At 53.9% G+C, this 14,434-nt stretch carries 14 protein-coding genes; 6 read left to right on the top strand and 8 right to left on the bottom strand.

Annotation, left to right across the window (positions count from 1 at the left end; genetic code table 11):
• Positions 1-26 precede the first annotated feature (26 nt).
• Both ABDW13_RS06475 and ABDW13_RS06480 read right to left on the bottom strand, forming a co-directional pair.
• Entirely contained in the window at positions 27-1,469 is a 1,443-nt protein-coding gene (locus ABDW13_RS06475) for a hypothetical protein (RefSeq protein WP_343551655.1), read from the bottom strand.
• A gap of 124 nt (positions 1,470-1,593) precedes the next feature.
• Positions 1,594-2,043, bottom strand: coding sequence for a hypothetical protein (locus ABDW13_RS06480; protein ID WP_343551656.1), 450 nt, complete (start codon positions 2,041-2,043; stop codon positions 1,594-1,596).
• A gap of 334 nt (positions 2,044-2,377) precedes the next feature.
• On the opposite strand from ABDW13_RS06480, the gene ABDW13_RS06485 reads away from it, so the two are divergent.
• Both ABDW13_RS06485 and ABDW13_RS06490 read left to right on the top strand, forming a co-directional pair.
• Positions 2,378-3,220: a 23S rRNA (adenine(2030)-N(6))-methyltransferase RlmJ gene (locus tag ABDW13_RS06485; RefSeq protein WP_343551657.1), complete on the top strand. Its 843-nt coding sequence runs from the start codon at positions 2,378-2,380 to the stop codon at positions 3,218-3,220.
• 39 nt (positions 3,221-3,259) lie between these two features.
• Positions 3,260-4,072 carry a CPBP family intramembrane glutamic endopeptidase gene (locus ABDW13_RS06490; protein WP_343551658.1) on the top strand — a complete coding sequence of 271 codons (813 nt, stop codon included), beginning with the start codon at positions 3,260-3,262 and terminating at the stop codon, positions 4,070-4,072.
• On the opposite strand, the gene rnz is transcribed toward ABDW13_RS06490, so the two are convergent.
• Positions 4,069-4,980, bottom strand: coding sequence for a ribonuclease Z (rnz, locus tag ABDW13_RS06495; protein WP_343551659.1), 912 nt, complete (start codon positions 4,978-4,980; stop codon positions 4,069-4,071). The genes ABDW13_RS06490 and rnz overlap by 4 nt on opposite strands.
• Positions 4,981-5,107: 127 nt before the next feature.
• Between rnz and gorA the strand changes: the two genes are divergently transcribed.
• Together gorA and ABDW13_RS06505 are read left to right on the top strand one after the other, a co-directional pair.
• Complete coding sequence (gene gorA, locus ABDW13_RS06500) at positions 5,108-6,460, top strand: glutathione-disulfide reductase (RefSeq protein ID WP_343551661.1); 1,353 nt, start codon at positions 5,108-5,110, stop codon at positions 6,458-6,460.
• 345 nt (positions 6,461-6,805) lie between these two features.
• Positions 6,806-7,738 (top strand): nucleoside recognition domain-containing protein, encoded by a 933-nt coding sequence (locus tag ABDW13_RS06505; RefSeq protein WP_343551662.1) that lies wholly within the window; start codon positions 6,806-6,808, stop codon positions 7,736-7,738.
• Positions 7,739-7,866: 128 nt separating this feature from the next.
• Here ABDW13_RS06505 and ABDW13_RS06510 read toward each other — a convergent pair whose 3' ends face one another.
• The gene (locus tag ABDW13_RS06510) at positions 7,867-8,688 is read right to left on the bottom strand and encodes an SDR family oxidoreductase (protein ID WP_343551663.1); all 822 of its coding nucleotides are present in this window, start codon (positions 8,686-8,688) and stop codon (positions 7,867-7,869) included.
• 95 nt (positions 8,689-8,783) lie between these two features.
• Here ABDW13_RS06510 and ABDW13_RS06515 point away from each other — a divergent pair, with 95 nt between their 5' ends.
• Positions 8,784-9,686: a LysR family transcriptional regulator gene (locus ABDW13_RS06515; protein WP_343551664.1), complete on the top strand. Its 903-nt coding sequence runs from the start codon at positions 8,784-8,786 to the stop codon at positions 9,684-9,686.
• 1 nt (position 9,687) lies between these two features.
• Here ABDW13_RS06515 and ABDW13_RS06520 read toward each other — a convergent pair whose 3' ends face one another.
• Positions 9,688-10,329, bottom strand: a complete 642-nt coding sequence (locus ABDW13_RS06520) for a hydrolase (RefSeq protein WP_343551665.1) — start codon at positions 10,327-10,329, stop codon at positions 9,688-9,690.
• Positions 10,330-10,581: 252 nt separating this feature from the next.
• Here ABDW13_RS06520 and ABDW13_RS06525 point away from each other — a divergent pair, with 252 nt between their 5' ends.
• Positions 10,582-11,499, top strand: a complete 918-nt coding sequence (locus ABDW13_RS06525) for a bestrophin family ion channel (protein WP_343551666.1) — start codon at positions 10,582-10,584, stop codon at positions 11,497-11,499.
• Positions 11,500-11,618: 119 nt separating this feature from the next.
• On the opposite strand, the gene ABDW13_RS06530 is transcribed toward ABDW13_RS06525, so the two are convergent.
• From ABDW13_RS06530 to ABDW13_RS06540, 3 genes are all read right to left on the bottom strand, one after another.
• Entirely contained in the window at positions 11,619-12,515 is an 897-nt protein-coding gene (locus ABDW13_RS06530) for an alpha/beta hydrolase (RefSeq protein ID WP_343551667.1), read from the bottom strand.
• Between the two features lie 162 nt (positions 12,516-12,677).
• Entirely contained in the window at positions 12,678-13,025 is a 348-nt protein-coding gene (locus tag ABDW13_RS06535) for a hypothetical protein (protein ID WP_343551668.1), read from the bottom strand.
• Positions 13,026-13,051: 26 nt separating this feature from the next.
• Positions 13,052-14,392 carry a sodium:proton antiporter gene (locus ABDW13_RS06540; protein WP_343551669.1) on the bottom strand — a complete coding sequence of 447 codons (1,341 nt, stop codon included), beginning with the start codon at positions 14,390-14,392 and terminating at the stop codon, positions 13,052-13,054.
• Between the last annotated feature and the right edge of the window lie 42 nt (positions 14,393-14,434).

Consider the following 14,434-nt stretch of genomic DNA (forward strand, 5'->3'; position numbering starts at 1 on the left):
TGGGATTGAAGCTTAATGTGGAAAGATTACTTAACCGCCAACTGATAATGAATCACATCATAAGGTGCCACCCACGGTGGCAGCGGCTCGCGCTCGACAATATCTTTCGCCAGCGCCCAGCCTTCAATCGCGCCACCTTTTCCGGTGAGCGACATGCCATCGTGCAGCAGCGGCGGCAGATTGTCATCAAACGGCACTTTGTCATCGGCAAAATCGTTGATCACTTTGCCGCCCAGCGTGCTGATTTTCACGCTGACTTCCACTTGTTGATCCGGAATCAGCCTGGCTTTCACCGGCTTGACCGCAAACCAGCGCATACCGTTTTCAGCGCGCAACGTTTTACGTTTCTCAACCTGCTTATCCAGTTGCGCATAGCCTTGCTCGATCAGCTTGCCCATGCCTTGGTTCATCGAGGCCTGCATCTTCGCGTAGCGCTGCGACATCTCTTCACTGTCGATAGCAGAAGTGCCGGTTTTCAATTGGGTTGTCATTCCGGCGATTAACTGATCCAGGCTAATGTTGAGGCCCACATCTTTCACCATCTGCAACTGCACCACCGCATTAGTGGCGATCGATTGGCCTAGCGTATAGCCATCACGTTCAGCATCAGTTTTCGGGGATGCCAGCGGCGTCATGCTGGCTGGCTGCTTTTTTGCCTGATTCAACTCATTGGTCAACGCAGAAATATTTTGCATCTGCTTGAGTTTTAAAGCTTCCTCACGGCGTTTGGCCGCATCATGCGCATCACGCAATTGCTGATTTAACTTTTCAGAATCTGCCGCGTGCTGGAGTTTCAGCTTCTCTTCATTGCGTTTAACCGCTTCCTGCGCCTGACTCAACTGTTCACTGAGTTGCGCTGCGTTTTGTGCTTGTTGCTGTTTTTCTGCGTTCAGCGATGCCAGTTTTTTATCGCTTTCACTTTGTTGCGCTTGCAGTAAATCAGCTGTCTTTTGCGACTCGCTCAACTTTTGATTTTGCTGCTCAGCCGCTTGCAACGCCTGCGTTAGCTGGCCGACTTCTTGTTCCAGCCGTTTTTTTTCTGCTTGCAGTGCCGTGAGTTGCTCATCATGATCGGCAGGCTGCACCGCCACGACATCTTTTACTTTTTGCTGAGCGGCTTTCAGCTCTTGCGCCATTTTATTCAGGCGCTGCGTTTGCTGATGATTCTCTGCTTCTAAAGCCGTTAGCTTTTTCTTGCTCTGTTTCAGCGATTCCTGCGACGAACCACGATTTGCCTCGGCCTGGTGTTTTTCTAACTGTTTGACGCGTGCGCGCAAGCGTTCAAGTTCAGCTTGTTCGGCAGATTTTTTGGCAGGTTGAGGTTTAGCCACTTCCGCGGGAATAAAAGGTTTGGCGCTCGATGCCTCACCGAATGCGCGCAGCATCGCATCGTCAGATGCCGCCTGTGCCAAAACCGGCATTAGCGCTACAGTGATAAAAAGAATCCGTGGCAGACAACGTAATGTCATCTTAGCCTCCCGGTGCGGCATCAAGAAAACACAAGGCTCCATCGTCATCATTAAGATAAAGATGAAGCCCAACCACAGCGCAAGTTAATTGCGCTGTTAATACTTTTAATTGGTACTACGCGTGTTAACCGGCTTGACGAATAATCAGCTGAGAAAGGCGAGTTTTAATGCGGAAGCACAGTTCGCGAATCTGGAACTGATAACGCGGCATCACCAAATCATTAATATCCGCACCAATTGAATCTTTAACTTGCAGATATTTATTGGTTTGCGCGCCAATTTTTTGGAATTCAGCCTGATAGCTATCGAATGATGCCTGACTATACAAACGCATCGCATCCAGCTCTTTACGACATTGCTGAATATTGCTGGCACGATCTTCACCAAATGAAGATGAAGACGATTGCTCAGGCGCTGAAGCCACAAACGGTGAGCTTTGTTGCTCCGGCGCTTGCTGCGCCACAGGCTGTGGCTCAGGGGCTTGCTCAGTGACGAGGCTATGAACAGGTTGTTGTTTCGCGCACCCACTCAGTACCAACAGGCTTGCCACCGCGATACCAGTCATTTTTTTCATTATTTTCACCAGGAGTTAATAGAGATGCTTTAAGCAAAAAAATTATACGGTCTTAACCGGAAAGTTTCCTGCCAGAATCTCCTGGCATTGAGCTTGAGACCGCTTGGTTTAGCGAAGACTAACTTACTTAATCTGCGGATGTAATCCGAGAAAAGAATTCTGCCGCGGAAATATTCGCTGATAACCAGACAAGTCGCAACCCGCTAAAGCGACGAAAAGACGCGAAACTTAACTCGCTACGCCAAAACGTCAGCAATTTTTAGCCGACGCGGCTATAATCGCGCCACATACACAGTTTTATCTCCTTTGATCCAACCGCGGACCCCCTTTCTTTATGCTGAGTTATCGCCACAGTTTTCATGCCGGCAACCATGCCGACGTGCTCAAACACACCGTTGAAAGCCTGATCCTCACCGCTTTGATGGAGAAGGAAAAACCTTTCCTTTATCTGGATACGCACGCCGGTGCTGGACGTTATCTGCTGAGCGGTGAGCACGCCGAGCGTACCGGAGAATATCTGGAAGGCATCGGCCGCATTTGGCAGCAGCCGGACGTGCCAGAACTGCTCAAGCCGTATCTCTCGGCGGTGCGTAACCTCAATCCGCATGGCACGCTGAAGTATTATCCTGGCTCGCCGCTGATCGCGCGTTTCCTGCTGCGTGAAGACGACAAGATGGAAATGACCGAGTTGCACTCCAGCGATTACCCGCTGCTGCGCACCGAGTTCAGCAAAGACGATCGCGCACGCGTGTCGCGTGGTGATGGCTACCAGCAATTGAAGGCGAAGTTGCCGCCGCTGAGCCGTCGTGGCCTGATTCTGATCGATCCGCCGTATGAGATGAAAAGCGATTATCAGGATGTGGTGAAAGGCATCAAAGAAGGTCACAAACGTTTTGGTACCGGCGTATTCGCGCTGTGGTATCCGGTGGTGATGCGCCAGCAGATCAAGCATATGATCAAAGATCTGCAAGCCACCAACATCCGCAATATTCTGCAAATTGAGCTGGCGGTGCGTCCAGACAGCGATCAGCGCGGCATGACAGCTTCCGGCATGATCGTGATTAACCCGCCGTGGAAACTGAAAGCGCAGATGGAAGAGTTGCTGCCGTGGCTGCATAAAAAGCTGGTGCCAGCCGGAACCGGTCACTTCAGCGTTACCCAGATCGTGCCAGAATAAGTTCGCTCTGCGCGCTGCCAGCCAAATAGGACAATTATCATGTGGATCATTCTGGCTGGCGCGCTGACTGCGCTGTCGCCGGCCAAACGTCTCTCCGTTTTACTGCTTACGCTCGCCACCATTCTCGGTTTATTTGAGGATGTGGTGAACTGGCCAGCGATGACGCTGCTGGGCGTGATCGCCGTGATCGCCTGGGTTCGCGTCGAAAATCCAGCACGCTGGATGCAGATCATCACCGAAGTGGCACTGGTCGCCATCGCTATCGGCCTGTTCCTGCACTTCTTCCCCGGCTTCAACAATCCGCGTCAGGTGCAAGATGTACAAGCCGGGCCGCTCAGCACGCCGTTTAGCTTCTCGTACAATTTCGATAAAGCGCTGATTCCGTTTGTGTTGCTCATCTGCTTACCGACGTTGTTCCGCACTCCCGCCGCACCACCGCGTTACAAAATTCTGTGGTTAGCCTTGCTGGCGGCGATTCCGCTGCTGCTATATATCGCGGTGCAATTGGGCGGTTTGGCGGTTGAGCTGCACTGGCCAGAATGGCTGGGCAGTTTTATGCTGGCGAATCTGTTCTTTGTGTCGCTGGCGGAAGAAGCGTTCTTTCGGGGTTATCTGCAACAGCGCCTGCGCCAGAAAGGCGGCGTTGTGGCGGCGCTGCTGCTGACATCGTTACTGTTTGGCGTGTCGCATTTTCCCGGCGGTCCAATGCTGATGGTGTTCGCCACCTTGGCCGGATTGATTTACGGGTTGACGTGGCAGTGGAGCGGCCGCTTGTGGGTCGCCACCGGCATGCATTTCCTGTTCAACATGACGCATCTGCTGTTCTTCACCTATCCGGCGCTGCAGCACTAAATTTCGAACACCGCAAAATCATGTGCCAGTTCGGTTGCCGCAAACACCGACTGGCACTCTGCCAGCAATCTTTCCCGATCGTGCGACACATAACGCGAGCTGAAATGCGTGGCAATCATGCGTTTCGCGCCTGACTTTTTGGCCACTTCGGCCGCCTGAATCGTGGTTGAATGACCGCGTCCATTGGCTTTCTCCACCAGCGCCGCTTCCAGCGTGGTTTCGTGCACCATCACATCGGCATTGGCCGCCAGTTGCAGCGCTACCTCGGTTGGCGCGGTATCGCCAAAAATCGCCAGCACTTTGCCTTTGGTGGCCGGGCCGAGATAATCCGCGCCATTAATTTCACGACCATCCTCGAGCCGCACGCGTTTGCCGGCTTTCAAATCCTGATACCACGGACCACGCGGCACACCTTCAGCTTTCAAACGCGGCGCATCAAGGAAGCCCGGTTTGTCATGCTGCTCAATGCGATAGCCGTAACACTCGATCATGTGATTCAGCGGCCACGCTGTGACGCGGAATTCGCCGTCATCCAGCACCAAACCGGCTTCAATCTCAACAATCTCCAGCGGATAGCTGGTGTACGAGCCGCTCAAACTCAGCGCGGTTTCGATAAACTGGCGAATGCCTTTGGGGCCAAACACCGTCAGCGGCTCCAGCAAACCGGCCATTGAGCGGCTGGTGAGTAATCCTGGCAGCCCAAAGATGTGGTCGCCGTGCAGATGGGTGATGAAGATTTTCTCCAGCTTGCTCGGTTTGAGCGCCGAACGCATGTATTGGTGTTGCGTCGCTTCGCCGCAATCGAACAGCCAGGTTTCGCCGCGTTTCGATCGCGTGAACGCAATGGCGGTAACGTTGCGTTGCAGGCTGGGCGCACCGCCGCCGGTGCCAAGAAAAGTCAGATGCATAATATTCATCCCTGTAAACGGAACCTGAATTTGACCCTATCATAAACATAGGCGCAATCTTTGCGTGCCTCGCGCTGCTAGCGTTAAACTCTATGCCAATTTTCCTCCCACAGATGGAACATAACGGATGACCAGACATTATGACTACCTCGCCATCGGCGGCGGCAGCGGCGGAATCGCCTCGATTAACCGTGCGGCGATGCACGGTCAGAAGTGCGCGTTAATTGAAGCCAAAGAGCTGGGCGGCACCTGCGTCAACGTTGGCTGCGTACCGAAAAAGGTGATGTGGCATGCGGCACAAATCGCCGAAGCGATTCATCTTTATGGCCCGGATTATGGCTTCGACACCACGGTAAACCGTTTTGATTGGTCGATTCTGGTGAAAAACCGCAGCGCTTACATCGACCGTATTCACACCTCGTACGACAACGTGCTGGGCAAGAACAAGGTTGATGTGATCAAAGGCTTCGCACGTTTTGTTGATGCCAACACCGTGGAAGTGAACGGTGAAACCATCACCGCCGATCACATCCTGATCGCCACCGGCGGCCGTCCAAGCCATCCAAAGGTACCGGGCGCAGAATACGGCATCGACTCCGACGGTTTCTTCGAGCTGGATGCGCTGCCAAAACGTGTGGCGGTGGTTGGCGCGGGTTATATCGCGGTTGAGCTGGCGGGCGTGGTCAATGCGCTGGGCGCGGAAACGCACCTGTTTGTGCGTAAACATGCGCCGTTGCGCAGCTTCGATCCGCTGATCGTCGAAACGTTAGTGGAAGTGATGCAGGCAGAAGGTCCAACGCTGCATACCGAATCGATTCCAAAAGCCGTGATTAAAAACGCCGACGGCAGTTTGACGCTGCAACTGGAAAGTGGTCACGAGCAAACCGTGGATTGCCTGGTGTGGGCGATTGGCCGTGAACCGGCGACCGACAATCTCAATCTGGCGGCCAGCGGCGTGGCGTTGAACGACAAAGGTTATATCAAGGTCGATAAGTTCCAGAACACCAACGTCAAAGGCATTTACGCGGTCGGCGATAATACTGGCGCGGTAGAATTAACGCCGGTTGCCGTGGCGGCAGGTCGTCGTCTCTCCGAGCGTCTGTTTAACAACAAACCCGACGAGCATCTGGATTACAGCAACGTGCCCACCGTGGTGTTCAGCCATCCGCCGATTGGCACCGTTGGCCTCACCGAACCGCAGGCACGCGAGCAGTATGGCGACGATCAGGTGAAGGTCTACAAATCCTCCTTCACAGCGATGTACACCGCCGTGACACAACATCGCCAGCCGTGCCGCATGAAGCTGGTGTGTGTTGGACCGGAAGAGAAGATTGTCGGCATTCACGGCATCGGCAACGGCATGGACGAGATGCTGCAAGGCTTTGCGGTCGCGCTGAAAATGGGTGCGACCAAAAAAGACTTTGATAATACCGTGGCGATTCACCCCACCGCTGCGGAAGAGTTCGTCACCATGCGTTAATATTTCCTAATGGAAATTAAAAACCAGCCATTTATTTATCTGGCTGGTTTTTTTATGTCTGCAATTTATATCCCGCTTTCTTCACTACTCAATAATTCGCGCACAGGATAAGATTTATTTCTTTGCTGGCAGTGGGTCCAGGTTACTTGTCATGAAAAATATCAATTTCCGCACCTACCGTAGCGGCGCAATTTATTGCGCAATGCCTGGATGGGCGATGTTGCTGCATAAGATAAGGTCAAAATAACGCGATAAATCGCGCCGCTACAGAGCGGTGCGCGATGTAATTCTTGTGTAAAACAATTTTTTCGGGGAGAACAGTGTGAACAGAGGTCGCAAGCGGGCATGAATATCATCAACATTATTATGTCCGCAGGGAAATCATCGGTAGATGTTGCGTTGTATACGTTAATTCCAATTATGGTAGTGATGTTATTCATCATGAAATATTTGGAAGTGAAAGGCGTATTAGATTTTGTGGTTCGGCATACCACACCGTTATTAAAACCATTTGGGATTACTGGATTGGCATTTTTCGCCATGATTCAGCTTAATTTCGTCAGTTTCGCCGCCCCGCTGGCGGCGCTAGCAATCATGGAAAAGCGTGGCACCTCCGATCGGCATATGGCAGCGACGCTGGCGATGCTGTTTGCCATGGGCCAGGCGAGCACCTTTTATCCGCTGATTCCGGCGGGATTACATTGGAGTACCGCGCTGATTATTTCCGTATGCGGCGGTGTGATAGCGGCGGCAGCAACTTACCATCTGTTTGGCCGCAAACTCTCCGACAAAGCGTTGCTCAACGAAGATGAAGCCGTCACCACCAACGAAAGCAAAATGGGGCTGATTGGTATTATTAATAGCGCCGGTTCCGATGCGATTCGTTTGGCGATGGGTTCGCTGCCGATGCTAATCATCTCGCTGTCGGTGGTTGGCATCCTAAAAGAAGCAGGCGGTATTGAAATGTTAACGCGCCTGGTTTCACCGCTGCTGGATAAACTCAACATCTCCGAAGTCTACATCCTCCCGGCACTGACCAAATGCCTGGCGGGCGGCACCGCCTATTACGGCGTGGTGGCAGGATTGGTGGAGAAAGGTTTGTACAGCGCGCACAACATCAATGCGTCGGCGGGATTGCTGATCCAGACCTTCGACCTGCCTGGCATTGGCATTTACCTCGGCTTGTCGAGTCGCTTCCCGCGCCTGTTCCGCTTTGCCGTGCCCGGCATTTTAGTTGGCATCGGGCTGCGCGCTGCGGTTCACAGTTTGTTGTATTAGCGCTAACCGTTTGCACTATTTGTAGCGGCGCGATTTATCGCGTTGTGTTGACCTTCATGGAATGAGGCACCAAGCCCATCCCGGCAATGCGCAATAAATTGCGCCGCTACGGTCTGTGCGGTGTGAAATTATTTATCCGCGCCAAACGCCACATCGCGCTGTGCCCGCAACTCCGCCAAACGTTGCTCCAGCGCGGTTTCAATATGATTATACGCGGTGCTGCCCAGCGCCAGACGCAGCGGCATCGCGGCTTGATCCAGCGTAGCAATCATCGCCGTCACGCACTTCCCTGCATCGCCGGCAATGGTGAAATCGCCGGATAAAATCGCGCGACGCAACTGGCCTGCGGCATTGTCCTGATATACATCCAGCGCCGTCGCCACATCCAAACTCGCGCCGAAATTGGTGGCGGTTGGGCCTGGCTCAATTAACAGGAAATCAATGCCAAAACTGGCGACTTCCTGACGCACCGCTTCGACAAAGCCTTCAATGCCCCATTTGCTGGCGTGGTAGAGACTAAAGTTGGGATACGCTACCTGCCCGCCTTCCGAAGAAATCTGGGCGATGCGTCCGCCACCCTGCTGACGCAGCAACGGAATCACCGCACGAATCAACTGAATCGAACCGGTCAGATTGGTGGCGATCTGGCGATCAATCTGCACATCGCTCAACTCTTCCGCCGCGCCAAATAAGCCATACGCGGCATTGCTCACCACCACATCAATGCGATCAACCGTGGCAAAGGCTTGCGCAATGGTCGGCGCGATACTGGCGGTTTGCGCCAGATCCAACATGATGACCTGCAACTGCTCGCCATAAATCTGCTGCAAATCGGTCATCGCTTGTTCACGGCGCACTGTCGCCACCACGCGATCGCCGCGCGCCAGTAAACGTTCACTCATCAAACGGCCCAGCCCGCTGCTGGCTCCGGTAATTAACCAGGTTTTCATCTTAAGTTCCTCATGTTGAAAACCTGATGGTAGATCGCTTCACTGGTGGTGATAATCTACGCAATCACGTATGACCTGGTGAGGAAAAGCCACCAATGAAACGCCCTTCCTGGCACGAACTGCAAGCCATCAAAACGCTCGGCGAGCAGCGCAGCTTTCGTCGCGCCGCTGAACTGCTTGGCTTAAAGCGTTCATCGCTGAGTCATTTAGTCAAAACGCTGGAGCACAATCTCGGCGTGCAGCTGTTCCAGCGCACCACACGTAGCGTGTCGCTGACCGAGGCCGGGCAGCAGCTGCTGGATCGGCTGTCGCCCTTGCTCAATCAGATGGATGATGTGCTGCAAGACATCTCCGCCAGCCGCCATCAGCATTACGGCACGCTGCGTATCAGCGCCAGCGATGTGGTGATTGGTGTGTTGCTGGATAAGGTGGTGGCGGAATTCAGCGCGCGCTATCCGGATATTCAACTCGATTTCGCTGCGCAAGGTGCGTTGGTGGATATCACCGCCGCCGGGTTTGATGCTGGCATTCGGCTGATTGAAGACGTGCCGCAGGATATGGTGGCGATTGCATTAGGCGGCCCGCTGACTTTTGTCACCGTGGCATCGCCCACTTATCTGGCGCAACATCCAGCGGTGAACCATCCGCACGATTTATTGCAACAGCAGTGCATTCGCCATCGTTTACCCAGCGGCAAACGTTATCAGTGGGAATATGCGCAGGCAGCGCAAAGCTATGAAATTGACGTGCCGGGCATCATCACCTTGGATAACAACGCGCTGATGGCGCAAGCGGCGAGCGCCGGTTTAGGCATTGCTTATGTGCCGTCGCTGTATGTTGAGCAGGCATTGAGCAGCGGCCAGCTGGTAGAATTGCTGGCCGATTGGCGGGTGCAATCGGCGGGGATTGCGTTGTGGTTCCCACCTAATCGCCATCAATCAGTGGCGCTGCGGCTGTTTATCGAAGCCTTGAAAACCAGCCTGCCGCGCCCTGAGTGAATCAGGCCTTACGCTGTGGCGCTTTATGCACCAGCGTGTAAGCGTAATCGACGCCCATGCCATAAGCACCGCTGTGTTCGCGTACCAAATCCATCACCGCATCGTAAGTCTCTTTGCGTGCCCAATCGCGTTGGTACTCGAGCAGCACTTGCTGCCAGGTGACCGGAATCGCACCGGCCTGCACCATGCGCTGCACTGAACGTTCATGCGCATCGACGCTGGTGCCGCCCGACGTATCAGTGACCACGTACACTTCGTAGCCCTCTTTCATCGCCATCAACGCCGGGAAAGTCAGGCACACTTCGGTCCACAACGCGGAGATAATCAGCTTCTTACGGCCGGTTTTCTCAACCGCTTCAACGAATTTCGCGTCTTCCCACGAGTTCATTGAGGTGCGCTCAATCGGCGCCACATCCGGATGCACCGCCAGCAGTTCCGGCCAGATGTAACCACTAAAGCTTTCAGTTTCCACCGAGGTATAAATCACCGGCACGTCGAAAATTTTGCCCGCTTTCGCCAGGGCGACGGTGTTATTTTTGAGCTGCTGGCGATCAATATTCGCCACACCAAAAGACATCTGCGGCTGGTGGTCGATAAAGATCAGCGTGGAGTTCTGTGGGTCAAGCAGGTCGAATTTAGACATCATCTATTCCTCTAAAGTGGTTTTAAATTTGTGTGTTGTGCTGCTGGAATGAACTTTAGAGAAAGTGGATGTTAAGAGATAACGCAAAGAATTTTACAACTTGTTCAAAGCATTGATAGAAGATTGATTTACAACGTTTAAAACGCATATTGATGGCAATATTCACCTTAAAACGCCTAAGAAATGGCGTTGATCCCGCCGTATGTACCGGCGTAACCTGTCGCCACAAAATCTAAAAAACCACCTGCAAAAATGATCGTACGTCCTCATCAACACTGGTTTATCCGGTTGTTTGACTGGCATGGATCGGTGCTCAGTAACATCGTGTTCCGCCTGTCGCTCAACCTGCTCATGTCACTGATCGCCGTCTTCGGCTTTCCCTGGTATTCCACCTTCGGCATTCATCTCACCACCGCACCGTTCAGTTTGATTGGGGTGTCGATCGCCATCTTCCTCGGCTTTCGCAACAACGCCAGCTATGCGCGATTCATCGAAGCACGGACGTTGTGGGGCAGCTTGCACATCACCCAGCGCTCGCTGCTGCGGCAGATCAAAAGCATTCGCGGCGTGAGTGAAGAACAACAGCGAGAATTTAGCAGATTGCTGCTGGCGTTCTGCTGGAGCCTGAAACATCGCTTGCGTAAGACGGATGAACAAGCCGATTTGCAGCGCTTGTTACCCGCCAACTGGCATCATGCGGTGCTTGATAAGCCGATGCCGACGTCGCAGATTTTATTGTGCTTGAACGCATGGCTGGCGCAGCGCCGCGATAGTGGATTGATATCGGATATGGTCTGGCACAGCGTGGATGAAAATCTCAATCAGCTGTCGGGGATTTTGGGCGGTTGCGATCGCATTGCCAGTACGCCGATTCCGTTTGCCTATAGCCTGATTCTGCATCGCACGGTTTATCTGTTCTGTACCTTGTTGCCGTTTGCGCTGGTGGCAGATTTGCACCTGATGACGCCGCTGGTGTCGATGTTTATTTCCTACACCTTTTTGTCGCTGGAATCGTTGGCCGAGGAGCTGGAACATCCGTTTGGCAGCGCGCCGAATAATCTGCCGCTGGATGCATTGTGCGTGAATATTGAACGTGAGTTGAAAGCGATGAATGGCGATCTGTCGTTGCCGGAACCGTTACAGCCGGATGCGCATTTTAATTTGACGTAATCGCCAAACGCCGCGCATACCGTAGCGGCGCGATTCATCGCGCACATAAATGGCAGCACCAAGCCCATCCGGATATTGCGCAATAAATTGCGCCGCTACGGATGATGCGCGATGTGAATCTATCCTAAATGATCCAACCAACGCGCGTACGCCTGATCCCACAACGCGGACGGCGTACCGGCTTTACCCAAACCAAATCCGTGCCCGCCGCTGCTCAGCTCAATCAGTTCAACCGGCACGCGCATACGGCGACAAGCATCGCGCATCATTTCGGTGTTGTGCGGATTGGAGGTGTGATCGTCTTCCGCCTGCGCGAGGAAGGTCGGCGGATATTCGTGGGTCACGTAGTTTTGCACCGACCAGTTAGCTTCCTGCGTCGGCGTGGCGTGATCGCCCACCATCATCAAATGGGTTTTAGTGTTTTGATACGGTGCTTCAAGAGTGATTACCGGATAAATCAGGCCGACGCTATCGGCTTTCGGCACGATCTGATCAAGCGGATCTTGTGCCGGATAGGAATCGAACGTCGGTCGCGCCGCCGCCATGCCGAGCAGATGTCCACCGGCGGAGAAGCCGAGCAAATGCACTTTGCGCTCCATCGAACGCACCAAACGAATCGCGCGCTGCGCATCCTGCAACGGCGCCAGATTGCCCGCCTGCCATTTCTCGCCCGGTAAACGATAACTCAGCACATACACGGTGTAGCCGCTGCCGTTCAACCAACGCGCCACCGGCCAGGCTTCGCGGCCCATGCCGATAAAGCGATAACCGCCACCTGCCGCCACAATCACCGCTTCACCGTTGGGATTTTCCGGACGAAAGCGCTGGATCGCTGGCGAGACAATATTGGTCCACGAGCCGTGTGTATCGACTTTCAGTAAACCTGAAGGGCCGCCGCCGCCCGGAGGATCATCCGGCCACAATGGGATAATGTCATCACGCGCAAACAATTTGCCCGTGGTCATTGCGAGGACGGTTGCTCCGCCAGCCAGTAAAAAGTGACGCCGTGTAATCATCTTGCCCAGTAGCCAATATTGAAAAAGGTGTCAGCTTTTACAGCTGAATCTCATTATGTGACGCATGTCTGATTTCAACGCTGGCGATTATGTACGCAAATCGTACAAAAAATCCATAAAAAAACGCGCCTAAAAAGGCGCGTATTCTTTCGATAAATAGAACTAATCCTGCTGTTGAAATTGTGTCATCACGGTTTGTTCGCATTGCGACTGATCGTGACGCAGTTTATGGCGCTCATCCTCGCCCAATTCCAGCCACGCGCTAATTACTTCCTGCGCGATTTCTTCATTAAATTCAGGCTTCTCAACCGCCGACGAAGACTGGCTGGCCGCGAGTTGCGACTTCATCTTCTCGGTGTAAGTATCCAAATCGCTGGTCTTCTTTTCCGTGCTCACCAAATGACACAACTGGCTGGCGTAAACATTCTCTTCCTGATTATTATCGCCATCAGCGGCAAGCGCAGCGGCTGAGAGAGACAGCCCAACGAGGGCGAGTAATAACGCTTTCATAATAGGCTCCAATAAATTCCAATAAGTCAGTTCTTATTGCGCGCGGCCTGACGCGCAGCGCGCCAATTTAACAACGGCGTCACCGTCACGCCGTGCAACACAATGCTGCACACCACCAACGTCAACGCCATATCCACCATCTGTTCCGCCTGCGGGCCACGCATGCCGTGCACCCACGCATAGGCAATATAATTGATACTGCCGATGCCGCGAATACCTAACCAACCAATCAATAAGCGCCGCATCAGCGGAATATCGCAGCGCCAGGTGGTGATCCACACCGCCAGCGGGCGCACCACCACAAACAATAATAGCGCCAGGCCAATGCCGGTAAGGTTCCAGTGCTGCGCCAGCGTGATGCCCAACACCACCATCATGCCCGCCGCCAGCAAGCGCTCGATAGTATCACCAAACGACAGCGCATCGCCGATCACCAAGCCCACCGATTTCACCATGCCGCTGCTGCCCTGCGCCAGACGTTGGCCGGTATTCACGCGCGCTTCTGCGGGCAAGTAACGTTCTTCTTCGGATATCTCATCTTGCGGATAGCGTTTCACCACGCGCAATTCGGCGCGGCGCAATCCCACGCCCGCCGCAAAAGTCGCGAGGAAGCCGGAAGCATCCACCGATTGTGCCGCTGCGTAGCTCAGCGCAATCAATGACAGCGCAAACAGATCGTTGGGGGCCACGTCATGATGCGCGGTGCGCAAGTGCGTCGCGAGTTGACCAATCAACCAACCTAAGGCGTAACCGATGCCCAATCCGCCGCCAATCGCCCACACCGCATCTTTCGCCAGCCACTCACCCAACGCCGCACCGCTTAACGCGCCAGGCTGCAACAGCAGTAACGCCAGCATCAACAGCGGCAACGCCGAACCATCATTCATGCCCGCTTCGCTGGAGAGCGCCACACGCAGCGCATCATCATCGCGCGCGTCATTGACTGAAATCAGGCTGGCGAGCACCGGATCGGTCGGCGCGACAATCGCACCAAACGCCAGCGACAGCGCCCAATCAAAGCCGGTAATCCAGTGCACCAGCAGCGTCATGCCGCCAACGGTAAGCAACATGGCGGGAAACGCCAGCCGCACACCAATACGCCACGCATGCGCTTTAAGCGGCAAACGAAGCTTCAGTCCAGTGATGAACAGCGAGGCAGCCATGGCGATTTCGGTGAGGTGAGCGGCAAGATTGGCGTGGCCGATAATATCGACCTGCAACAAGTTGAACATCCACGGGCCGCACAAGATGCCCGCGAACAGGTAGAGACCAAATGAGGTCACTGGCCCGCGGTGAATCCAACCGGAAGCCAGCGACATAAGGAGTAGTAGACCGCCGGTGGCAGCGGTCCAGGCCAGGAAGTTCATAACGCTCCGTTTTTTAAAAACAATCTCCCTTAAGCCTGGCAC

Origin of the sequence: Pantoea sp., from assembly GCF_039594315.1 — a bacterium.
Lineage (GTDB): Bacteria > Pseudomonadota > Gammaproteobacteria > Enterobacterales > Enterobacteriaceae > Pantoea.